We start from the raw sequence: 21,270 nt of genomic DNA on the forward strand, positions 1-21,270 counted from the left end.
GCCGCCTTCAACGCGCGGCAGCCGTCCACCCGTGCCTACGCTGACTATGAGCAGGGCCTGGGCCCGCGAACGTCGTGGCTGTCGTCAGGCAGCGATGTGGCGTCGTACGGGTCGGCCCGGAGTACGAGGCGCCGCTCTTACGAGCGGAGCTGCCGATGAGAAACGGCCGATTCATGCCATCACGGTTCATCCCTTACACGCAGGACGCCGAAACCGCTGAGCCCGACTTCGACGACAAGCTGCGGACAGTGATCGGGAAGACCGAGCGGTACATCACCGAATCGGTCACGACCGAAGGCACCGGCGCCGCGGTGCGTGACGCGCACGCCAAGGGTTACGGACTCGTCAGAGGAGAAATCGAAATCCTCGACCGGCTCCCCGCCGAGTACGCCCAGGGCATTTACGCGACGCCAGGACGCCACGATGCCCTCATGCGGTTCTCCAACGGCTCTCCGCATGCCGGAGCCGACGCACGGCTCGGCCGTGCGACCGGGCTGGCTCTCAAGATCTTCGACATCGACGGTCCGACCCTCCTGGACGACGAGCCCGACACCCGCACCTTCGACTACGCCCTCATCAACGCACCGGTCTTCTTCTGCAACACCGTTGAGCACTACCTGTTCATCCAGGAACTCTTCCTCGAAGCACCCGCCTATTTCGCCCAGGGTGCGCCCGGCCGGCATCGCTTCTACCGCGACTTCGTGACGGGAAAGGGCACCCTGGAGCAGGACGAGTGGGCGTGGGACGAGTTCCTGGCGTTCCTCAGGGTGTCGCAGCCGCCCTCGGTGAACGTTCTGCTGTCGACCTACTGGACGATGGGCGCGGTCCGGCACGGCGACCACATCGCCAAGGTGCGTATCGCCCCCGCCCCCTCCTCCGCCGAAGCGGTGGTCCGGCGCACCATCGACCTGACATCGGCGGCAGAGGTGTTCCGGCCGGCTCTGGTCTCCGAACTGCAGGAAAGGCCCTACGCGTTCGACATCCAGGTCCAGCTGTGCACCGGCCTGGACCGGATGCCGGTCGAGGACGTCACCGTCGAGTGGCCCGAGCAGCTTTCCCCGTTCGTCACGGTGGCCAGGCTGCGCCTCCCGCAGCAGGACATCTCCGACGAGGAGAACCTCAAGAGGATGGACGCGCTCTCCTTCACTCCGTGGCGGGTGACCGCCGCGCACGCGCCCCTCGGCAGCATCATGCGCGCACGCAAGGAGGTCTACCGCCGCTCCTCCATCGTGCGCCACCAGCTCAATCGTCAAGAGCGCACGGAGCCGCGCAGTGCCGACGAGGTGCTGCGACTGCCCTCCCGGCAGCCGGGATGAGCGCGAGGCCCATCCGGTACAGGTGCAAGACGTTCCGGGCTGCGTTGTGGTCGGCATTGCCCGACCAGCCACAGTCGGGGTTCTTGCACACGAACACGGCCTGGCTCTCCCGGTTGCCGGGCGTGGTGAAGCCGCACGCTGAGCAGCGTTGGGAGGTGCCGGGGGCGGGGACCTTGTGCAGGGTGCCGCCGAGCCGGGCGGTCTTGTACGTCAGCAGGGTGACGGTGCGGCCCCATGCCTCCCCGCTGATGGAGCGGTTCAGCCCGGACTTCTGGGCAACGTTCTTCCCTGGCTCCTCGATGGTTCCCCTGGCCGACTTGACCATGTTCGTGATGGTGAGTGCTTCGACCACGACGGTGCCGTAGGTGCGGGCGATGGCGGTGGTCGTCTGGTGCTGCCAGTCCAGGGCCCGGCGCTTGGCTTTCGCGCGGAGTCCTGCGATCTGGTCGTAGGTGCGGTGCAGCCGGCGGCTGGTGCGCTCGCCGGGCTTGCGGTGCTGCTTGCGCTGCGCGGCGCGCCGCTCCAGGTGCAGAAGCCTGGCCTTCTCCTTCTCCGTCAGCCATTCGCCGTGCTCGTACGTCTTGCCGTCCGAGAGGGCGATGGGCACGGTGATGCCCACGTCGATGCCGACGTCCGGCCCCTGGTGGGGCTCGGGCTTGACCTCCAAGGTCTGGACACGGAAGGCGATGTGCCAGCCGAGCGCGTCCTTGACCAGCCGTGCCCCGGTGATCCGGTTCTCCGCGCCTGCACGCTTGCCCACGGGCAGGTCCTTGGTCCACCGGAAGCGGACCCGGCCCACCTTGGGAATGTTGACCATGCCCCAGCGGCGGTGCACGCGCACGATGTTCAGGTCCCGGCCCTGAGGGACGTCCACGGACATCACCGTGCGGAACCGGCCCTTGAAGTTCGGGGCGTCGGCGCGGCCCTCCCAGCAGTTCTTCCACGCCTGGAAGTACGTCTTGAGTACCGCTTGCGCGGCCTGCGCGGGAAGGACAGCAAGGAAGTCGATGTCCTTGCGGGCCTGTCGTACGGCGGCATCCGCGTGTCCGAGAGTCCGCTTTTCCTTCGGCATCATCTGCCACCAGGCGTGCAGCAGGTTCCACATGGTGCGGGCCGCGTGCGCCTGGCCATCAGTCCTCAACACCTCGGCAGGCGACAGCGCAAGCCGGGCACGATGCCCGAACTGCCGCTTGACCACGGTGTCTTGACTCACGATCGAGACCATAGCATTGGTTTATGTCACCGCGCTGGAACCCTAATCCCGATGTCAGAACCGGTCGCCATGTTGTCTACAACCTGCATGTTCATTTGGTTTTTGTCACGAAGTACCGGCGGAAGGCGTTCACCGACGCCATGCTGACCCGCACCGAAGAGATCATGCGGGAGGTCTGCGCCGACTTCAAGGCCGAGCTGAAACAGTTCAACGGCGAACAGGACCACGTCCACCTGCTCGTGCACTACCCGCCGAAGGTGCAGCTCTCCAAACTGGTCAACTCCCTCAAGGGCGTCAGTTCCCGCAGGCTCCGCCAGGAGTACAACGCACATGTACGCCGGTACCTGTGGGGCGGACACTTCTGGTCCGGCTCCTACTTCGCCGGATCCTGCGGCGGAGCACCCCTGACCGTCGTCAAGCAGTACATCGAAAACCAGCAGCGCCCCGTCCGACCTCACCCCGGAGGCGCAGAGCACTCCGGCGCTCTGCGCCTCCGGGCCAAGGATGACCTTCACCCCCGCCCTGAAGGGCGGAGCACTGGCCAAGACCAGAGGTAGAAGGCCCTCGCCCCTCGCCGCTCCCTCTCGACGAGGCGAGCTGATCACCGAACAGCCGGTGAACCCCGGACAGCTCTGCAGTGCTCAGCGGGCCAGGCGGCCCAGCAGAGAACCGGCGGCGACGATCCCGGCCAGCGCCGCGAACGCGAGGACGGCGAGGTCGAGGCCCAGGTGTGCCTGGGTGCCGATGAGCAGTCCGCGCAGGGCGTCGACCTCGTAGGTCAGCGGGTTCACCTTGCTGACGGCCTGGAGCCAGCCGGGCATCAGGGCGACCGGGTAGAGCGCGTTGGAGGCGAAGAAGAGCGGCATCGTGATGGCCTGGCCGATGCCCATCAGCCGGTCGCGGGTCAGGACGATCCCGGCGATCGACATCGACAGGCAGGAGAAGAACGCCGAGGCGAGGAGGACCACCACGACCACGCCGAGCAGCCGCAGCGGGTTCCAGGTCATGCCGACACCGATCAGCGCGGCGATCACGATGACGACCGCCGCCTGGATCACGGCCTTCACCCCGGCGGCGAAGGCCTTGCCGGTCACCAGGGCGGTCCGGGGCGTCGGCGTGACCATGAGTTTGGTGAGGACGCCCGAGTCCCGCTCCCAGATGATCATGATTCCGTAGAAGATCGCGATGAACATGGCGGACTGGGCGATGATGCCCGGCGCCAGGAAGTCGAGATAGGGGACGCCGCCGGTCGGGATGGCGTGGATACGGGAGAACGTCACGCCGAAGATCAGCAGCCAGAGCGCGGGCTGGACGGCGCGGGTGTAGATCTCGGTACGGTCGTGGCGCAGCTTCTGCAGTTCGACGACGCACATCGCGGTGACGCGCGCGGGGACGACGCGCCAGCCGGTGCGGGGCGGTGGCGGGGTCAGCAGCAGCGCGAAGCGCTGATCCGGCGGGACGGACTCAGCCGAGGCGGGATGCGGTGCGACGGGTACGGCGGACATCTCGGAACGCTCCTCTCTCCTCGTTCTCCGCGGCGGAACCGGGGTCGTTCAGTCCGCTTCCGGAGTGGTATCGGAAGACGTCCTCCAGGGACGGTGGCAAAAGGCCCGTCTCGCCCGATTCCCGGCGGTGGGCGACGAGCTCGCTCTTGAGCTGGGCGGGGGTTCCGAGCGCGCGGAGTCTGCCGAGGTGCATCAGCGCGAGCCGGTCGCAGCGCTGGTCGGCCTCGTCCATGGAGTGGGTGGTGACCAGCACGGTCATGCCGGTGCCGACCCGTATCTCGGTGATGCGGTCCCAGACACTGTCCCGTGCGATCGGGTCCAGGCCGATGGTCGGCTCGTCCAGGATCATCAGCCGGGGCGCGCTGACCAGGGCCTGCGCGAGTTCGAGGCGGCGGACCATGCCGCCGGAGTACGTGGCGGCGAGCCGGTGCGCGACATCGCCGAGGCCGACCGCGTCCAGCGCCTGGGAGACCCGCGCGGCGCGCTGGCGGCGGGGCACGTCGAAGACGCGGGCGAAGAGCTGGACGTTCTCCCGGCCGGTGAGGCTCGCATCGGCCGACAGCTGCTGCGGTACGTAGCCGAGCAGGCGCCGTACCGCCATCTTCTGCCGGGCCGCGTCATGGCCGAACACCTCGATGACGCCGGGCGGTACGGGCAGGAGCGTGGTGATCGCGCGCATCGTGGTGGTCTTGCCCGCGCCGTTGGGCCCCAGGAGGCCGAACACCTCCCCCTGGCCGACCAGCAGGTCCAGGCCGTCGACGGCCTTCGCGTCGCCGAAGCTGTAGCTCAGACCGGTGCAGTTGAGGGCGGGGGCGGTTTCCGTGGTCACGCGGTCTCATCCCCTTCGCGCAGCGAGGCGGCGAGTCTGTGCAGAGCCGGGAGTGCGGCGGCGAGTGCCGCCCGGTCGGCCGCGTCGAGCCCGGCCAGGTGCTCGCGGAAGAGCGCCTCGCGACGGGCGTGCCAGTCGTGCAGCCTCCCGATCCCTGCGGGGGTCGGATGCAGCAGCGCGGCCCGCCCGTCCCCGGGGTCCTTCTCCCGTCGCAGCAGTCCTTCGGCGACGAGGTGGTTCACCAGGGTGCTGACCGAGTTGGGCGCGAGACAGAGGCTGTGTGCGGCCGTGGAGACGCGGATGCCGGGTCGGTCGGCCGCCAGCCGCAGCAGTTCGGCGTGCGCCCCGCGCAGCCGGGGCGCCGGCAGGCCGCTCCACAGCCGCCGTCGGGCGAGCCTCTGGATGCGGGGCAGAAGTCCGGCGAGCTCATCAGGTAGATCACCCGCCACCATTTGTCCATTTTAACTCTGTACGAGAGCTAATGTCCCTGCCGTTTTTGCCCGTACGGAAACGGGGCGCCCGCCATCTCGGTGGAACCGGAGTACCCCCGCGCGGTCAGTGGCCGGCGAACCGCTCGCCGCACCGGCTGCAGAACACCGGCTCCGGGTCCTGCGAGAGCCGCCCGCACCCGGGGCAGACCCGGTCCAGCATGCAGGGCGCCTCGCCGCCCTCGTACCCGGCCGGGGGCGCGACCGAGGACTTGATGGTCAGGCCGGGGCGTCGGCGGTGAACGGTCACATAGGCCAGACCGTCCGGCCCCGCGGCAAGGGCGCGGCGGGAGGTGCGGGGCAGCCAGACGACGGTGGTCGGCGTCAGGTCCAGCTCGCCGTCCCCGGCGGCGACCCGGCCGCTGCCCGCGACGACGACGAGAAGGACGTCCAGGACATCCTCCTGATGCTCACCTACCTCCGCGCCCGGCGGAAGCCGTACCAGATTGGCATCCAGCTCCCGGCCCCGCTCGGCCAGTTGCCACAGCGCACCGCGGTCGTCGTGGGCGGCGGCGGTCAGCAGGTCGTCGAGTACGGCCAGTACCCGGGGTGCGGAATTCACGGCAATCAGGCTACGCCCGCCATACGCTGACCACTTTGCCCGCCGAGCCGAGGGAGCCACCGCCGTGGACCGTATGCCCGACGAGAAGTACCCGCCGATCGAGCCGTACGAGCACGGGATGCTCGATGTCGGGGAAGGCAACCTCATGTACTGGGAGGCGTGCGGCAACCCGGAGGGCAAACCCGCACTCGTCGTGCACGGCGGTCCGGGGTCGGGGTGCACCGAGCGGCCCCGGCAGTACTTCGACCCGGACCGCTATCGCGTCGTCCTCTTCGACCAGCGGGGCTGCGGCCGCTCCACCCCGCACGCGAGCGACCCGGCCGCCGACATGCGGTACAACACGACCGACCGGCTGATCGCCGACATGGAGCGGCTGCGCATCCACCTCGGGATCGGCACCTGGCTCCTGTACGGCGGGTCCTGGGGCTCGACGCTGATCCTCGCGTACGCCGAGCAGCACCCGGAGCGGGTCTCCGAGATCGTGATCCCGGCCGTCACGACGACGCGGCGCTCGGAGATCGACTGGCTGTACCGGGGCGCGGGCCGGATCTTCCCCGAGGCCTGGGACCTGTTCCGGGCGGGGGTGCCGGAGGCCGAGGGGGACGCGACCCCGGACGTCCTCGCCGCGTACGCCCGGCGGATGGAGAGCGCCGACGCCGGGGTGCGTGAGAAGGCGACGGCCGACTGGTGCGCCTGGGAGGACGCGGTGCTCTCCCAGGAGACGTACACCGGACCGCCGCCGTACAGCGGGCGCCCCGGCCGGGCGCAGCAGGCGCTGGTGCGGATCTGCTCGCACTACTTCTCCCACGGCGCCTGGCTGGAGGAGGGGCAGCTGATCCGGGACGCGGGGCGGCTGACGGGGATTCCGGGCGTGCTGGTGCACGGACGGTTCGACCTGGGCGGGCCGTTGATCACCGCGTGGGAGCTGGCGAAGGCGTGGCCGGACGCGGAGCTGACCGTGATCGGCGGCGCGGGGCATCTGGGCGGTCCGGCGACGAGCCGGGCGGTGCTGGCGGCGCTGGACCGGTTCGCCAGGCGGTGAACGGAAGCGGAATTCGTGGCGCCCGACGGCAACAGGGGCGGGGTAGGGGTCCGTTTGCCGGAGTGGCGTGGCAAGCTGTGTCTCCGCTGTATGCGCGGTAGCACTCGTACCCCCACCGGTCTCGTCATGAGCCAGTGCTGTCGCCGGACACAGCGCCTGACGAAGCCGATGTCCGAAACCATCCGTGGGGTACGACTTGAGATCGAAGCGAAGAATCTGGATCACGGCTGCCCTGGCCACGTCCGCCGTGACGGGCGTCCTGGTCTTCGAGGGGGTGACGGGCAACTCCTCGGTGGACACCGACGCCAAGTCCGGCCCGGCCAAGACCGACGTGCACGCGACCGCGCTGAAGGTCGACGGCGACGGCACCTCAGCCACCCTCGGCAAGCGGGACACCAAGCCGTTCAGCATGCTGGGCATCACCTGGACCGACCCGGCGGCCAAGGTCACCGGAGCCGTGGAGGTACGGGCCAGGTCCGCCGCCAACGGGAACTGGACGTCCTGGCTGCCGCTGGACACCGATATCGACGGGCGTACCGAGGCCGGCCGGTCCGGCGTACGCGGGAGCACCGAGCCGCGCTGGGTGGGCCCGTCCAACGGTGTCGAGGTACGGGTCAACGCGGGCGGCAAGGTCTCCGCGAAGCTGCCCGCGGGGCTGCGGCTGGACACCGTGGACCCGGGCCGGAGCGGCACCCTGAACGCGGACCCGGCCGCATTCGCCGCCGACATCCCCGCAGCCGATGCCACGACCGACCCCGACCCGTCGGACCCGGCCGCAACCGAGCCGCCCGCGCCGAGCGACATCACGGAACCGCCCGCCGAGGTCACACCGTCCGACCCGGCGTCACCGAGCCCTTCCGACACGGCCACGGAGGAGCCCACCCCCCCGGCGAGCGTGAGCCCTTCGCCGTCCGCGAGTTCGTCCCCGGCCGAGACCCTGCCGCCCGCGCCGCCGTCGACCGTGCCCAAGCCGCCCATCACCTCGCGTGCGGGCTGGGGTGCCGACGAGTCGATCAGCCCGGAGGCGCCGGAGTACCTGGACGCCGTCAAGGCCGTCTTCGTCCACCACACCGCGCAGACCAACACCTACTCGTGCGCCGACTCCGCGGCGATCGTGCGCGGCCTGTACGCGTACCACGTCAAGAGCAACGGCTGGAAGGACCTCGGCTACAACTTCGTGGTCGACAAGTGCGGGAAGATCTTCGAGGGCCGTAAGGGCGGCGTGGACCGGCCGGTCCTCGGAGCGCACACCTACGGCTTCAACCGGGAGTCGACCGGCATCTCGGTCATCGGCACGTACACGGACTCGGCCGCCCCGAGTGCGGTGACCACCTCGGTGGCCCGGATCGCCGCGTGGAAGCTCGGCCAGTACAAGGGCAACCCGGCGGGCAGCACCATGCTCACCGCGGGCGCCACCGGCAGCAACTACGCCGGAACGAAGTACACCACCGGTACGAAGTACACCTTCAACCAGATCTCCGGCCACCGCGACGGCTTCAACACCCAGTGCCCCGGCACCAAGCTGTACGGGCAGCTGCCCGCGATCCGCAGCCTCGCCGCGGGCCCCGTCACCGGACTGGCCATCAAGTCGGTGACCGGCGCCGGGCTCTCGGGCACGACGTACTACACCAAGTCCACGGTCACCGTGGGCTGGTCGGCGACCACCCCGAGCGCGTTCATCTCCAAGTACGAGCTGCTGGTCGACGGCAAGTCCGTCGCCACCACCGCGGGCACCGCCACCTCCGCGAAGGCCACCCTCGCCGTCGGCAGCCACCAGGTCCAGGTCCGCGCCACCCACCAGTCGGGCAAGGTCACCACGTCCGCCGCGGCCACCGTGGTCGCCGACCAGACGGCGCCCGCCTTCACCACCAAGCCGAACCTGGCCCTGCGCACCGGCACGGTGAACACCACGGCCGTCCCGATCACCCTGAAGTGGAAGGCCACCGACGCCGCTTCGCTCAAGGAGGTCAGGCTCACCGCCCCCCTCGCCAAGACCTACGGCCCGACGACCACCAGCGCCTCGCACACCGCGAAGTCGGGTGTCGCGACCGGCTGGGCCATGACCGCGTACGACCAGGCGGGCAACACCGCCGCCGCATCGGTCTCCGGCACGCCGGTCATCGTCCAGGAGAGCTCGGCGACGAAGACGGGCACCTGGACGACGAAGTCCTCGCCCAGCTACCTCGGCGGCAAGTCGTACTCCAGCTCGTCGAAGAGCGCGAGCCTGAGCTGGACGTTCACCGGCCGCTCGGTCGCCCTGGTGGCCTCCAGGGCTGCCACCTCCGGCCAGGTGTACGTCTATGTGGACGGCGTGAAGGTGTCCACGGTGGATCTGAAGTCCAGCACCACCAAGTACCGCGACGCGCTGTGGACGAAGAGCTGGTCGAGCAGCGCCAAGCACACCGTCAAGATCGTCGTCGTGGCCACATCGGGCCGGCCGACGGTCACCACCGACGGCATCGTGTACCTGAAGTGACCGAAGCAGCCGAAGCATCCGCGTAAGACATCCGCATGACGCTCTGCCCCCGGCACTCCGCCGGGGGCAGAGCGCGTTCGGGGTCCCCCTTGCTTCGAGTCCGCTCCAGGCAAGAGCACGTGCGGCCCGGCAGGGCCACGAACGCCCGGCGTCACGGTCGCGCCGGGCTCTGGGTACGACAGCGCTGATCCGGCGACCGTGCGGCTCGTGACAGGCCCGGACCGCCGCGCCAACGATCGTGCGGCCATCACCATGCGGCCATCACCAGCCACCGCCGCATACAGCCGGGCCTTCCAGAGGATTCACGGTTCGGTCAGCCGGTTCGGCGGGAGCGGGAGCGGGAGCGGGAGCGGGCCAGCCAACCGAGGGTGACAGCGATCAGGCCCACCAGCATGGCGACGTAGGCGCCGCCCAGCCCGTTGCCGGTGCCGAGACCACCGTCGGCGGTGGCCGCGACCGACCCGCCGACGACCACGGCGATCAGACCCGCCACGAGAGCCGTGACGGCCCCGTTCCGCCGGGCCCAGGTGCCGATGTGACCCTGACCGGTGGGGCGGGCCAGGGCCAGGCCGCCGTTGACCGCGCCGAGGAGGCCGACCAGTGCGGCCAAGGAGGATCCGATGCGGCCGGCGCTCAGGGTGTAGACGCTTGCGGCGACCGGCTGGACAGAGGGGTCCGCGGCCGCCGGTTCGGCGAGCGCGAGACCGCTGATCAGGGCGGCTCCGGCCACAGCAAGCACGGTGCGGACTGGCATGAGGTGCTCCTTCTCCTCACGGGAACTGGATCACCCGAGCATGTCCGCCTGACCCGCCTCCGGTCGTCCGGCGGACGCGGACACTTCGCGCTGCCGCGGACGCCGCAGGCGCCGCGCACGTACTGCGTACGTGGTAGCCGGTCACTCGTCCGCGAGCGGGACTCGCCCGAGGCCGCATCCGGCTAGGGTGCGCGCATGAGCACAGGATGGTCCGGTGTCCCGGCCGGTGTGAGGGACTGGGCGATCGCCGTCGGCGTGGCTGCGACGCTGCTGGTCACCGGCCTGTCCGGGCGGCACCCCGGCACGGGCCCCGCCCTGCTCGGCTGCACGCTGCTGGCGGCCGGCGGCCTGGCGCTCGTCCGGCGCCGCCGGACTCCCGTTCCCGTCGTGGCCGCCACCGGGCTGTGCGCGGTGGGGTACCAGGCGGCCGGTTTCGACGTGCCCGCCGTCGCGTTCCTGTTCGCGGTGTACGCGGCCGTACGGGAGGGACACCGCACCGTCACCGTGGTGGCGAGCGTGGCTGTGCTGGCCACGCTGCCCCTGGCGGCCCTGGCCTCGGGCCTGCACGACACGGGCGAGGCGTTCGCGCAGGCGCGCGGTGCCCTGGAGATCGCCTGGCTGGTCGCGGCCGGGGCCGCGGGTGAGGCGCTGCGGCAGGCCGAGCGGCGGGCGGACGAGGCCGAGCGCACCCGGGAGGAGACCGCGCGGCGCCGCGCCGACGAGGAGCGGCTGCACATCGCGCGGGAGCTGCACGATTCGCTCACCCATCAGATCTCGATCATCAAGGTGCAGTCCGAAGTCGCCGTCCACGTGGCCCGCCGGCGTGGCGAACAGGTGTCGGAGGCTCTGCTGGCGATCCAGGCGGCCGGACGTGAGGCGACTCGGGAGCTGCGCGCGACCCTGGGGGCGCTACGCGACGACGAGACGACCCCGCCGCGTGGGCTCGACGATGTCCCGGAACTGGTGGAACGGGCCCGTTCCATCGGCCTGGATACGACGCTGACGATCGAAGGACGACGACACGACGTGCCGGCCGCGGTGGACCGGACCGTCTACCGGATCGTTCAGGAGTCGCTCACCAACATCGCCCGTCACGCGGACGCCGCCACGGCGTCGGTCCGGATCAACTGCCGTCCGGACGCCCTCGCGATACGCATCGATGACGACGGCAAGGCCGCGCCGGACACCGCCCCGACGCCCGGTGTCGGGCTGCTCGGCATGCGCGAACGAGTCACCGCCCTCGGCGGCCGGCTGCGCGCCGAACCGCGCGGCCAGGGCGGCTTCACCGTCCAGGCCGAACTCCCCGTGGATCAGATGTCGTGATCCGTGTCCTGCTGGTCGACGACCAGCCGCTCATTCGCAGCGGATTCCGCGCGCTCCTCGACCTCGAAGACGACATCGGGGTGGTGGCCGAGGCCGCCGACGGGAAGGAGGGCCTGGCTCTGGCCAGGGAACACCTGCCCGACGTCGCTCTCATCGACATCCAGATGCCGGTCATCGACGGCATCGAGGCGACCCGGCGCATCGCCGCGGACCCGACCCTGGCCCAGGTGCACGTCGTCATCCTGACCAACTACGGCTTGGACGAATACGTCTTCCACGCGCTGCGCGCCGGCGCTGCCGGATTCCTCGTCAAGGACATCGTGCCGGAAGACTTCCTGCACGCCGTACGCGTCGCCGCGCGCGGCGACGCCCTGCTCGCACCCTCGATCACCCGCAAGCTCATCAACAGGTACGTCACCCAGCCGCTCGACACCGGCACCGAAACGGCGCTGGAAGAGCTGACCAACCGCGAACGCGAGGCCGTCGCCCTGGTCGCGCAGGGCCTGTCCAACGACCAGATCGCCGACCGCATGGTGATCAGCCCGATGACCGCGAAGACCCACATCAACCGGGCCATGACCAAACTCCACGCCCGTGACCGCGGTCAGCTCGTAGTCCTCGCCTACGAATCCGGCCTGGTGACCCCACGCAGCTCCTGACATCCGCGGTCGGGGTGCAGGCCTGCCCGCCGATGACCTCTTACCTACAACCTGATTCCGCCGCTGCCCCGTCCCCGTTCGGGGGCGAGGGCGGCGGCGGCCCGTTGTGAGTCCGGGTCGGAGCGAGGCGTCGAGTTCCTTGAGCGTCTCCCCGAGCCAGCTCAGGCATGGGCGGCGCGGTGGCCATCGTGCTCGCGGCACGCCACCCGCAGCTGGTGGCCCGGCTGGTGCTGGTCGACGCCAATCTGGACCCGGTCGCCCCCGACCCGGTCAGGCCGGGCAGCAGCGGCCTCGCCCGGTACACGGAAGAGGAGTTCCTGGCCGGCGGCCTGGAGGAAGTGCGTGACCGGGTGGGGCCCCACTGGTGGGCGACCATGCGACTCGCGGGTCCCGAGGCACTGCACCGCACCGCCGTGCATCTCGCCCGCGGAACGACGCCGACGATGCGCGAGCTACTGCTGGACCTGAAGATTCCGCGCACGTATCTGCGCCCCCCGGACAACGGACCGCTGCCCGGCGAGGACGCGCTGATCGAGAACGGGGTGCGGGTCGTGGCGATCCCGGGCTGCGGGCACAACATCATGCTGGACAACCCGGAGGCGTTCGCCGAGGAGACGGCGCCGGCCGTCAACGCCTGAGACGGAGGGGTGCGCGTCGGACGCGACGGGCCTGGGCTCGCGCCCATGGCGCGGGGTTGCGGGCAGGGCCATCAGCGCGGCCCCGGCCTCCTGCAACGAGGCCTACCGGGGTACCGCGTCACGCTCCGACGGCGGACGCCACAGCGACGACGACGAACATCAGCACGAGTACGGCGGCCATGATGCGGTTTCTGGTCTTCGAGTCCACCCTCCGAGCGTAACCGCCCATCTCAGTGACCCAGCGACCAGGATGCGATCACCTCGTACCGCGGCTGCTCGCCCCGCACCCCGGCGACCGGCAGGTTGCTGCGTACGAGGGCGAGCTCGCCGACCTCCCACGGGGTGCCCTCGAAGCCTCCGAGAGCCTCGACGAAGGGGCGCAGGTCGGCCTCGGTGCGGCTGCGGGCGAGAGTGAGGTGCGCGCTGTAGCGGCGGTGCTGCTCCATCGGGATGCCGGTGCGGCGGGCGGCGGCGTCGGCCCGTTCGGCGAGGAACCGCAACGTGTCGATCTCACCCGCGGCCCCGACCCACAGCACCCGCCCACCGAACCGGCCGCCACTGTGGAGGCGCAGCGGGAAGGGCTCGGTGCGGCTGGCCGCCCGTGCGAGGCGCACCCGCAGCTCGGGCAGCAGCCCCTCGTCCACGGCCCCGAGGAACGCGAGCGTGAAGTGCCACGCCGGCTCACCGGTCCAGCGCAGTCTCCCGGCACCGGGAAGCGCGCGCAGCGGGGCGACGGCGCGGCCCAGTTCCTGGAGGGCGGGGGCGGGCGGCAGAACGGCGACGAAGAGTCTGAGGCTGCTCATGGGCCGAGTGTCGCACCGTAACGGCGTGTCTTCGTCTCCGTGCGTATCGTTGTACTACGCGGCTGCCCGCGCCCGTGCGGCAGCGGGGAGGAGCGGCACGATGACCGTCGTGGACACCGACAGGATCGAGATGGCCGACAGCAGCGACGAGCGCACTCTGGACATGATGTTCGAGTGGCTTGAGCCCACCCCCGAGGGATTCAAGGTAGAGATCGTCGAGGGGAACATCTACATGTCGCCGCAGCGGGACACCCACTGGGAGGTCATCTTCGACATCGTCGAGCAACTGCGTGCCAGGTACCCGCGACAGCGGCTGAAGTCCGATGTGCGCATCGACTTCCCGGGCCGTCTCAACGGCTTCGCTTCCGATGTCGTCGCCCTGGCCGAGGACGCCACCAAGGACTCCAAGGGCCGCTGGCGCTACCAGGACATCGAGTTCGTGGCCGAGGTGATCTCCAAGGACACCGCCGCCAACGACTACGGGGCGAAGAAAGCCACGTACGCCACCGCCGGCGTACCCGTGTACGTCATCGTCGACCCGTACACCGGCACGTGGCATCTCCACACGCTCCCGAAGGACGACGAGTACCGCAGCGTGCTGAGCCTGGACTTCGGCACCCCGATCGACCTCACCGCGACCCTTGTGGGCCTCACCCTGGAGACGGGCGAGTTCCCCCGCGACTGACACGGGCCCCGTACGCGACACGGGCCCCGACCGGTCGATACCGGTCGGGGCCCGTGGCACGTGCTTCGCGGCCGGCCCTCAGGCCGCCGTGGCCAGCTCTTCACGCGGGACGAACCGCACGTGCGGGCGGCCCGGGCGGAGGTCGACCTTGAGGCGGAGGCCGCCCACGCGGGCCAGCATGAAACCGACGCCCAGTGCGGCCACCAGTGAGAACGCACCGCCGACCGCCATGCCCGTACGGACCCCGTAGGCGTCGCTGACCCAGCCGACGATCGGGGCGCCCACCGGCGTACCACCGGCGAAGACCATCATGTACAGGCTCATGACCCGGCCGCGCATCGCCGGGTCGGCGGCCATCTGGACGCTCGTGTTCGCGATGATGTTGGTCGTCAGGCCGATCATGCCGATCGGGACCAGCAGGATCGCGAAGAGCCAGACGGTCGGCGACAGGGCGGCGACGATCTCCAGCAGACCGAACGCCGTGCCGGCGGCCACCAGTGTCCGCAGCCGCGAGGAGCGGCGGCGGGCGACGAGCAGGGCGCCGGCGAGGGAGCCGGCCGCCATGAGGATGTTGAAGAACGAGTACATCCCGGCGCCACCGTGGAAGATCTCGTCCGCGAAGGCCGTGAGCCAGATCGGGAAGTTGAACCCGAACGTGCCGACGAAGCCGACCAGGACGATCGGCCAGATCAGCTCGGGGCGGCCGGAGACATAGCGCAGGCCTTCCCGCAGCTGCCCCTTGGCGCGCGGCACGACGGTGGTCTTGTGCAGCTCACTCGTACGCATCAGCATCAGGCCGACGAGCGGGGCCGCGAAGGACAGGCCGTTGAGCATGAAGGCCCAGCCGCTGCCGACCGTGGTGATCAGGACACCCGCGACGGCGGGGCCGATGAGCCGGGCGGACTGGAAGTTCGCCGAGTTGAGGCTGACCGCGTTCCGCAGCTGGGCGGGACCCACCATCTCGGCGACGAACGCCTGGCGGGCCGGGTTGTCGACGACCGTCACCATGCCGAGCAGGAACGCGATGAGGTAGACGTGCCACACCTGGACGACACCGGAGAGCGTGAGCACCGCAAGGGCGATCCCGCACAGGCCGAGAGCCGCCTGGCTGACGAGAAGAAGCTTCCGCTTCGGGAGGCGGTCGGCGATGACGCCGCCGTACAGGCCGAAGAGAAGCATCGGAAGAAACTGGAGGGCCGTGGTGATGCCGACGGCGGTGGCGGACCCGGTGAGGCTCAGGACGAGCCAGTCCTGCGTGATGCGGGACATCCAGGTACCGGTGTTGGAGATCACGGCGCCCGTGGCGAACAGGCGGTAGTTACGGATCTTCAGCGACGAGAAGGTCCCGCCGGGCTTGCTCTCGTGGGTGGAAGTCGGTGCGGGGGCGGAGTCTGCTCCGGATCCCGTACTCAAAAGGGTTCGCCTCCTCGGGCGTATACATTTCGCTGACTGACGGGATGCGGCGGTACGGGCGGTGCGCCGGCTGTGGTCCGGCGCGGCCGGCCCCGCTACAGGTGGGCGAGCTTCTCCAGTACGGGCGCCGCCTTGCGCAGCGTCTCCCACTCTTCCTCGTCCAGGCCCTCGGCGAGGGTGGTCAGCCAGGCGTTCCGCTTGGAGCGGCTCTCTTCGAGCATGGCTTCCGCCTGTTCGGTCTGGCTGACCATCTTCTGGCGACGGTCATCGGGGTGCGGTTCCAGTCTGACCAGCCCCTTGGCTTCCAGCAGCGCGACGATGCGAGTCATCGACGGAGGCTGCACATGCTCCTTGCGGGCCAGCTCACCGGGCGTGGCCGAACCGCAGCGGGCGAGCGTGCCGAGCACCGACATCTCGGTGGGGCTCAGCGACTCGTCGACGCGCTGGTGCTTCAGGCGTCGGCCGAGCAGCATCACGGCGGAGCGAAGGGAGCTCACGGCGGCCGCACTGTCGCCGTCGTGGATCAGGTCAGGCATGTTTATTAGAGTAACTCATTACCTACCCTAAAGACCATTCGTGTTACACGCGCGAGAGCAACAGCACCCAATCGATCACCCGAACGAGTGAGTCGGATCCGGAAAGTGACGCGAAACGACCTCGTGGGCCGTAACCCTGCTTGCCATGGGATCGACTGTGCTCAGCCTGCGGATAGACGGTGAGCTGCTCGACCGGCTCAGGCAGCATGCCGCCAAACGCGGAATGAGCGTCCAGGACTATGTCGTCCGGACGCTCATTCGCGATGACTTCGACGAGCGCTTCAAGGCGGCCGTCGACGAGACGGAGAAGTTCTACGGTTCGGAAGGGACCGCAGGGATCAGGGCGGAAGAGGTCACGTGAGGCCGAGGGCCGGCATCGCGTAGTAGAAGACGAAGACCGCCGACACCACGTACATGGCCGCCGGCACCTCGCGCCAGCGCCCGGCCACGACCCGCAGCACGGAGAAGGCGATGAAGCCGATGCCGATGCCGTTGGTGATCGAGTACGTGAACGGCATCATCAGCATGGCCAGGAAGGCCGGGATGGCGAGCGTGTAGTCGCTCCAGTCGATGTCCCGCACCGAACCCGAGATGATCAGGAAGCCGACCGCCAGCAGCGCCGGGGTGGCCGCCTGCGACGGGACCATGGTCGCCAACGGCGTCAGGAACAGCGCCACCGTGAACAGCAGACCCGTCACGACGCTCGCGAGGCCGGTGCGGGCGCCCTCACCGACACCCGCCGTGGACTCCACGAAGCAGGTGCCCGCCGAGGCGGAGCTCGCACCGCCCGCGGCGACCGCGATGCCGTCGACGAACAGCACCTTGTTGATGCCGGGGAAGTTCCCGTCCTTGTCCGTCAGCTTCGCCTCGTCGCCGACACCGAGGATGGTGCCCATCGCGTCGAAGAAGCAGGACAGCAGCACGGTGAAGACGAACAGGATGCCGGTGAGCACACCGACCTTCTCGAAGCCGCCGAACAGACTGACGTTGCCGATCAGCCCGAAGTCCGGGGTGGCGACCGGGTTGCCCGGCCACTGCGGGACGGTCAGACCCCATGCCTCGCCCGGCAGATCGGCGACCGCGTCGATGATCATCGCGACGACCGTCATCGCGACGATGGAGATCAGGATCGCGCCCGGGACCTTGCGGACGATCAGCGCGAGGGTGAGCAGCGCGCCGAGGATGAAGACCAGAACCGGCCAGCCGTTGAGGTGACCGTCGCTGCCGAGCTGGAGCGGCACGGTGGTGTGCGCGGCGTCCGGGATACGGGAGACGAAGCCCGAGTCGACCAGGCCGATCAGCAGGATGAAAAGACCGATACCGATCGCGATGCCCTTGCGGAGCGACTTCGGTACGGCGTGCATCACGCGTTCCCGAAGCCCGGTCGCGACCAGCAGCATGACCACGATGCCCGCGAGGACGACCATGCCCATCGCGTCCGGCCAGCTCATCCTGGGGGCGAGCTGGAGGGCCACGACGGTGTTGACGCCGAGGCCGGCGGCCAGCGCGATCGGCACATTGCCGATGACGCCCATCAGGAGCGTGGAGAACGCGGCGGTCAGCACGGTGGCGGTGACCAGCTGGCCGCCGTCGAGCTGGTGCCCGTACATGTCCTTCGCGCTGCCGAGGATGATCGGGTTCAGCACGATGATGTACGCCATTGCGAAGAACGTGGCGAATCCGCCGCGGATCTCGCGCGCAACCGACGACCCCCGCTCGGAGATCTTGAAGAAACGATCCAGGCTGTTGTGCGGCTGAGGAGCCGGAGACTGCTTGAAGTCGACCGAAGCGGTGGCCGAGGGGGACATGTATGACCTCAGTCGTACGTAGAGGGGGGGTTAAAAGTGGTCAGCTTTGGACTTTTACACGAATAATTCGGGACAGTCGTAAGCAGATTCAGTATGAATACATAAGGCGAAGATCGCTATCTCCGCGCGTAGACCCTTGAGTCCCTTGGCCTGACGTCCTTTGTGCATGCCGCCTTCACGGGGTACGGGAGGGGGTCGCAGGTGGGCCCATACACTGAGGTCATGGCGAAGTGGACACCGAAGCACGAGGCACCCGAGCCCCTGGAGGGGCCCGTCGTCGCCACCATCACCGGCGGCACGATCCTCTGGTTCGTCCTCTTCCTGGTCCAGCTGCCGTTCTACGGCTGGTTCGACGACCACGGCCACCTGTGGTGGCTGTGGACCTGCCTGGCCGGTGCGGGGCTCGGCCTGATCGGCATCTGGTACGTACGGGGGCGCGACGCGGCGATCAAGCGGGCGGCCGCGGCTGCGGATTCCGGTGCTTCCACGCCGAGCGCCGGGACGGACACGGAGGGCACGTCGGACGCCACGGCGTGAAACCGGCCGACGCCTCGTGTTGCCGCCGCGGCACCGTCCAATACCGCCCGGGATCAGGACCTCCGTACCACCGCAGGGCCATTCCCCTCCTCCCCCGGTCTGATCTTCGGACCCCCAGTGGGTGAATCGGACGATCCACCCGTACCGTCGGAACCATGACGCAGCGGGCACCCCACTCCTTCGGCGAGCAGACCCCCGGGGCATCCGGCTCCGCCGGCCGCCCCGGACCGGCCATGATCGACGCCGGGTCCGAGCTCGACCCGGTCCACCCGATGAAACTGCCGGCCCCGGCCGTGAGCACCCGCGGGCTGACCGCGGCCGAGGTGGCCGAGCGGATCGCCCGCGGTGAGGTCAACGACGTACCCGTCCGCTCGTCCCGTTCCATCCGCGAGATCGTCCGCGCGAACGTCTTCACCCGGTTCAACCTGATCATCGGCGTGCTCTGGCTGATCATGCTGTTCGTCGCGCCGATCCAGGACAGCCTCTTCGGCTTCGTGATCATCGCCAACACCGGCATCGGCATCGTCCAGGAGTGGCGGGCCAAGAAGACCCTCGACAGCCTCGCGGTCATCGGCGAGGCCAAACCCACGGTGCGGCGCGACGGGGTCTCGGCCGAGATCTCCACCTCCGAGATCGTCCTCGGCGATCTCGTCGAGCTGGGCCCGGGCGACAAGGTCGTCGTGGACGGCACGGTCGCCGAGGCCGACAGCCTGGAGATCGACGAATCGCTGCTCACCGGCGAGGCCGACCCGGTGCTGAAGCAGCCCGGCGACCCCGTGATGTCCGGCAGCTTCGTCGTCGCGGGTGGCGGCTCGTTCGCCACCACCAAGGTCGGCCGCGAGGCCTACGCCGCACAGCTCGCCGAGGAGGCGTCCCGCTTCACCCTCGTCCAGTCCGAGCTGCGCACCGGCATCTCCACCATCCTCAAGTACGTCACCTGGATGATGGTGCCGACCGCGATCGGCCTGATCATCAGCCAGCTCGTCGTCAAGAGCAACGATGTCCAGGAGTCGGTCGCCCGGACCGTCGGCGGCATCGTCCCGATGATCCCGGAAGGCCTGGTGCTGCTCACCTCGGTCGCCTTCGCGATCGGTGTCGTACGGCTCGGCCGCAAACAGTGCCTGGTCCAGGAACTCCCCGCCATCGAGGGTCTGGCCCGCGTCGACGTCGTCTGCCTGGACAAGACCGGCACCCTCACCGAGGGTGGCATGGACGTCACCGAGGTCAGGGCGCTGAACGATGCGGACGACACGTACATACAGCGCGTGCTGGGTGCCCTCGGCGCGTCCGACCCCCGGCCCAACGCCAGCCTGCAGGCCATCGTCGACGCCTACCCCGACGGGGAGGAGTGGCGGTGCACGCAGTCACTGCCGTTCTCCTCGGCCCGCAAGTACAGCGGCGCCGCGTTCGACGAGGGCGGCGGCCGGGCGTCGGCCTGGCTCCTGGGCGCGCCCGATGTACTGCTGCCCGAGCAGGACCCGGCACTCACCGAGATCGAGCAGCTCAACGAGCAGGGGCTGCGGGTGCTGCTGCTGGCCCGCGCGCAGGGCGAGCTCGAAGGGCCGGACATCGCCGCCGGAGCCGTACCGAGCGCACTGGTCGTCCTGGAACAGCGGCTTCGGCCGGACGCCGGGGAGACGCTGGCCTACTTCGCCGACCAGCGGGTCGCCGCGAAGGTCATATCCGGCGACAACGCTGTCTCCGTCGGCGCGGTCGCCGGAAAGCTCGGCCTGCCGGGCGCCGAGAACACCCTGGACGCGCGCCGGCTGCCCGCCGACCCGGACGAAATGGCCACGGCCATGGAGGAGAACGCGGTCTTCGGCCGGGTCACCCCGCAGCAGAAGCGGGACATGGTCGGCGCGCTCCAGTCCCGCGGTCACACCGTCGCGATGACCGGCGACGGCGTCAACGACGTGCTGGCACTGAAGGACGCCGACATCGGCGTCTCCATGGGTTCGGGCTCCGAGGCGACCCGGGCCGTCGCCCAGATCGTGCTGCTCAACAACAGCTTCGCGACGCTGCCGTCCGTCGTCGCCGAGGGCCGTCGGGTGATCGGCAACATCACCCGGGTAGCCACCCTGTTCCTGACCAAGACCGTCTACTCGGTGCTGCTGGCGATCCTGGTGGTCTGCTTCCAGGTCGACTACCCGTTCCTGCCGCGCCATCTGACCCTGCTGTCGACGCTGACGATCGGCGTCCCGGCGTTCTTCCTGGCCCTCGCCCCCAACAAGGAACGGGCCCATCCGCACTTCGTGCGCCGCGTCATGCGGTACGCGATCCCGTCGGGCGTCATCGCCGCCGTCGCCACCTTCGCGACGTACCTGATCGCCCGGAGCTACTACTCCGGTACGGGTGCGCTGGACGCGGAGACCAGCGCGGCCACGCTCACGCTGTTCCTGGTCTCGATGTGGGTCCTGGCGATCATCGCCCGCCCGTACACCTGGTGGCGGATCTGCCTGGTGGCGGCGATGGGGCTGGCGTTCCTGATTGTGCTGGTGGTGCCGTGGCTGCAGAACTTCTTCGCGCTGAAGCTGGTGGGAGCGGCGATGCCGTGGACCGCGGTGGGGATCGCGGTGGTGGCGGCCGCCGGCCTGGAGTTCGCCTGGCGGCTGGTCAGCCGCCGCTTCCCGGTGTAGTTCCTGTGCTGCTCCGTACGGGGGCTACTTCACGTCGACGAAGTCGC

20 protein-coding genes and 1 pseudogene are annotated in these 21,270 nt (G+C 69.6%); 11 read left to right on the plus strand and 10 right to left on the minus strand.

The annotated features are described in order from the left end of the window. Positions 1 to 173: 173 nt before the first annotated feature. Positions 174 to 1,316, plus strand: a complete 1,143-nt coding sequence (locus tag OG953_RS18970) for a catalase family protein (protein ID WP_405685608.1) — start codon at positions 174 to 176, stop codon at positions 1,314 to 1,316. On the opposite strand, the gene OG953_RS18975 is transcribed toward OG953_RS18970, so the two are convergent. Next, positions 1,243 to 2,529: an RNA-guided endonuclease InsQ/TnpB family protein gene (locus tag OG953_RS18975; protein WP_405685609.1), complete on the minus strand. Its 1,287-nt coding sequence runs from the start codon at positions 2,527 to 2,529 to the stop codon at positions 1,243 to 1,245. The genes OG953_RS18970 and OG953_RS18975 overlap by 74 nt on opposite strands. A gap of 23 nt (positions 2,530 to 2,552) precedes the next feature. Between OG953_RS18975 and tnpA the strand changes: the two genes are divergently transcribed. Continuing rightward, positions 2,553 to 3,086 (plus strand): IS200/IS605 family transposase, encoded by a 534-nt coding sequence (tnpA, locus tag OG953_RS18980; protein ID WP_405685610.1) that lies wholly within the window; start codon positions 2,553 to 2,555, stop codon positions 3,084 to 3,086. 84 nt (positions 3,087 to 3,170) lie between these two features. On the opposite strand, the gene OG953_RS18985 is transcribed toward tnpA, so the two are convergent. The 4 genes from OG953_RS18985 to OG953_RS19000 all read right to left on the minus strand — a co-directional run bounded on the left by OG953_RS18985 (position 3,171) and on the right by OG953_RS19000 (position 5,913). Next, positions 3,171 to 4,034, minus strand: coding sequence for an ABC transporter permease (locus OG953_RS18985; protein ID WP_405685612.1), 864 nt, complete (start codon positions 4,032 to 4,034; stop codon positions 3,171 to 3,173). Beyond that, positions 3,994 to 4,863, minus strand: coding sequence for an ABC transporter ATP-binding protein (locus OG953_RS18990; RefSeq protein ID WP_405685614.1), 870 nt, complete (start codon positions 4,861 to 4,863; stop codon positions 3,994 to 3,996). The genes OG953_RS18985 and OG953_RS18990 overlap by 41 nt, the downstream gene beginning before the upstream one ends. Beyond that, the gene (locus tag OG953_RS18995; protein ID WP_405685616.1) at positions 4,860 to 5,315 is read right to left on the minus strand and encodes a MarR family winged helix-turn-helix transcriptional regulator; all 456 of its coding nucleotides are present in this window, start codon (positions 5,313 to 5,315) and stop codon (positions 4,860 to 4,862) included. Before OG953_RS18995 ends, OG953_RS18990 begins: the two co-directional genes overlap by 4 nt. Before the next feature lie 103 nt (positions 5,316 to 5,418). Next, a complete protein-coding gene (locus tag OG953_RS19000) occupies positions 5,419 to 5,913 on the minus strand; it encodes a hypothetical protein (protein ID WP_405685618.1) in 495 nt (164 codons plus the stop codon). Positions 5,914 to 5,986: 73 nt separating this feature from the next. Here OG953_RS19000 and pip point away from each other — a divergent pair, with 73 nt between their 5' ends. Then, positions 5,987 to 6,955 (plus strand): prolyl aminopeptidase, encoded by a 969-nt coding sequence (gene pip / locus OG953_RS19005; RefSeq protein WP_405691920.1) that lies wholly within the window; start codon positions 5,987 to 5,989, stop codon positions 6,953 to 6,955. Positions 6,956 to 7,151: 196 nt separating this feature from the next. After that, positions 7,152 to 9,431 carry a peptidoglycan recognition protein gene (locus OG953_RS19010; protein ID WP_405685619.1) on the plus strand — a complete coding sequence of 760 codons (2,280 nt, stop codon included), beginning with the start codon at positions 7,152 to 7,154 and terminating at the stop codon, positions 9,429 to 9,431. A 313-nt stretch (positions 9,432 to 9,744) separates the two neighbouring features. Here OG953_RS19010 and OG953_RS19015 read toward each other — a convergent pair whose 3' ends face one another. Continuing rightward, the gene (locus OG953_RS19015; protein ID WP_405685620.1) at positions 9,745 to 10,185 is read right to left on the minus strand and encodes a DUF6223 family protein; all 441 of its coding nucleotides are present in this window, start codon (positions 10,183 to 10,185) and stop codon (positions 9,745 to 9,747) included. Positions 10,186 to 10,380: 195 nt separating this feature from the next. Between OG953_RS19015 and OG953_RS19020 the strand changes: the two genes are divergently transcribed. The 3 genes and pseudogenes from OG953_RS19020 to OG953_RS19030 form a co-directional block, all read left to right on the plus strand. Next, on the plus strand, positions 10,381 to 11,508 hold the full coding sequence (locus tag OG953_RS19020; protein ID WP_405685622.1) for a sensor histidine kinase: 1,128 nt from the start codon (positions 10,381 to 10,383) through the stop codon (positions 11,506 to 11,508). Continuing rightward, positions 11,505 to 12,167 carry a response regulator gene (locus tag OG953_RS19025; RefSeq protein ID WP_405685624.1) on the plus strand — a complete coding sequence of 221 codons (663 nt, stop codon included), beginning with the start codon at positions 11,505 to 11,507 and terminating at the stop codon, positions 12,165 to 12,167. Before OG953_RS19020 ends, OG953_RS19025 begins: the two co-directional genes overlap by 4 nt. Before the next feature lie 167 nt (positions 12,168 to 12,334). Then, a pseudogene (locus OG953_RS19030) lies at positions 12,335 to 12,805 on the plus strand (alpha/beta fold hydrolase); the annotation flags it as partial. A 230-nt stretch (positions 12,806 to 13,035) separates the two neighbouring features. Here the strand turns inward: OG953_RS19030 and thpR are convergent. Continuing rightward, positions 13,036 to 13,608, minus strand: a complete 573-nt coding sequence (thpR, locus tag OG953_RS19035) for an RNA 2',3'-cyclic phosphodiesterase (RefSeq protein WP_405685625.1) — start codon at positions 13,606 to 13,608, stop codon at positions 13,036 to 13,038. Between the two features lie 100 nt (positions 13,609 to 13,708). Between thpR and OG953_RS19040 the strand changes: the two genes are divergently transcribed. Then, on the plus strand, positions 13,709 to 14,293 hold the full coding sequence (locus tag OG953_RS19040; RefSeq protein ID WP_405685626.1) for a Uma2 family endonuclease: 585 nt from the start codon (positions 13,709 to 13,711) through the stop codon (positions 14,291 to 14,293). 78 nt (positions 14,294 to 14,371) lie between these two features. Here the strand turns inward: OG953_RS19040 and OG953_RS19045 are convergent, their stop codons facing one another. Together OG953_RS19045 and OG953_RS19050 are read right to left on the minus strand one after the other, a co-directional pair. Beyond that, on the minus strand, positions 14,372 to 15,706 hold the full coding sequence (locus tag OG953_RS19045) for an MFS transporter (protein WP_405685628.1): 1,335 nt from the start codon (positions 15,704 to 15,706) through the stop codon (positions 14,372 to 14,374). 95 nt (positions 15,707 to 15,801) lie between these two features. Further along, positions 15,802 to 16,242 (minus strand): MarR family winged helix-turn-helix transcriptional regulator, encoded by a 441-nt coding sequence (locus OG953_RS19050; RefSeq protein ID WP_093899797.1) that lies wholly within the window; start codon positions 16,240 to 16,242, stop codon positions 15,802 to 15,804. Between the two features lie 145 nt (positions 16,243 to 16,387). On the opposite strand from OG953_RS19050, the gene OG953_RS19055 reads away from it, so the two are divergent. Further along, on the plus strand, positions 16,388 to 16,603 hold the full coding sequence (locus OG953_RS19055) for a ribbon-helix-helix protein, CopG family (RefSeq protein ID WP_189280946.1): 216 nt from the start codon (positions 16,388 to 16,390) through the stop codon (positions 16,601 to 16,603). Here the strand turns inward: OG953_RS19055 and OG953_RS19060 are convergent. Beyond that, complete coding sequence (locus OG953_RS19060) at positions 16,596 to 18,050, minus strand: NCS2 family permease (RefSeq protein WP_405685630.1); 1,455 nt, start codon at positions 18,048 to 18,050, stop codon at positions 16,596 to 16,598. The genes OG953_RS19055 and OG953_RS19060 overlap by 8 nt on opposite strands. Positions 18,051 to 18,272: 222 nt before the next feature. On the opposite strand from OG953_RS19060, the gene OG953_RS19065 reads away from it, so the two are divergent. Together OG953_RS19065 and OG953_RS19070 are read left to right on the plus strand one after the other, a co-directional pair. Next, on the plus strand, positions 18,273 to 18,587 hold the full coding sequence (locus OG953_RS19065) for a DUF2530 domain-containing protein (RefSeq protein ID WP_405685632.1): 315 nt from the start codon (positions 18,273 to 18,275) through the stop codon (positions 18,585 to 18,587). Between the two features lie 155 nt (positions 18,588 to 18,742). After that, entirely contained in the window at positions 18,743 to 21,223 is a 2,481-nt protein-coding gene (locus OG953_RS19070; protein ID WP_405685633.1) for an HAD-IC family P-type ATPase, read from the plus strand. Positions 21,224 to 21,270 lie beyond the last annotated feature (47 nt).

The sequence above is a fragment of the Streptomyces sp. NBC_00057 genome (assembly GCF_045041165.1).
Classification (GTDB): Bacteria; Actinomycetota; Actinomycetes; order Streptomycetales; family Streptomycetaceae; genus Streptomyces.

Excerpts from the sequence above, each read along its gene's own strand:
- OG953_RS19015 (WP_405685620.1), bottom strand. The coding sequence starts at position 10,185 with ATGCCAGTCCGCACCGTGCTTGCTGTGGCCGGAGCCGCCCTGATCAGC.
- tnpA (WP_405685610.1), top strand. The coding sequence starts at position 2,553 with ATGTCACCGCGCTGGAACCCTAATCCCGATGTCAGAACCGGTCGCCAT.
- OG953_RS19065 (WP_405685632.1), top strand. The coding sequence starts at position 18,273 with ATGGCGAAGTGGACACCGAAGCACGAGGCACCCGAGCCCCTGGAGGGG.
- OG953_RS18985 (WP_405685612.1), bottom strand. The coding sequence starts at position 4,034 with ATGTCCGCCGTACCCGTCGCACCGCATCCCGCCTCGGCTGAGTCCGTC.
- OG953_RS19050 (WP_093899797.1), bottom strand. The coding sequence starts at position 16,242 with ATGCCTGACCTGATCCACGACGGCGACAGTGCGGCCGCCGTGAGCTCC.
- OG953_RS19055 (WP_189280946.1), top strand. The coding sequence starts at position 16,388 with ATGGGATCGACTGTGCTCAGCCTGCGGATAGACGGTGAGCTGCTCGAC.
- OG953_RS19060 (WP_405685630.1), bottom strand. The coding sequence starts at position 18,050 with ATGTCCCCCTCGGCCACCGCTTCGGTCGACTTCAAGCAGTCTCCGGCT.
- OG953_RS18995 (WP_405685616.1), bottom strand. The coding sequence starts at position 5,315 with ATGGTGGCGGGTGATCTACCTGATGAGCTCGCCGGACTTCTGCCCCGC.
- OG953_RS19070 (WP_405685633.1), top strand. The coding sequence starts at position 18,743 with ATGACGCAGCGGGCACCCCACTCCTTCGGCGAGCAGACCCCCGGGGCA.
- OG953_RS19020 (WP_405685622.1), top strand. The coding sequence starts at position 10,381 with ATGAGCACAGGATGGTCCGGTGTCCCGGCCGGTGTGAGGGACTGGGCG.
- OG953_RS18970 (WP_405685608.1), top strand. The coding sequence starts at position 174 with ATGCCATCACGGTTCATCCCTTACACGCAGGACGCCGAAACCGCTGAG.
- OG953_RS19040 (WP_405685626.1), top strand. The coding sequence starts at position 13,709 with ATGACCGTCGTGGACACCGACAGGATCGAGATGGCCGACAGCAGCGAC.
- pip (WP_405691920.1), top strand. The coding sequence starts at position 5,987 with ATGCCCGACGAGAAGTACCCGCCGATCGAGCCGTACGAGCACGGGATG.
- thpR (WP_405685625.1), bottom strand. The coding sequence starts at position 13,608 with ATGAGCAGCCTCAGACTCTTCGTCGCCGTTCTGCCGCCCGCCCCCGCC.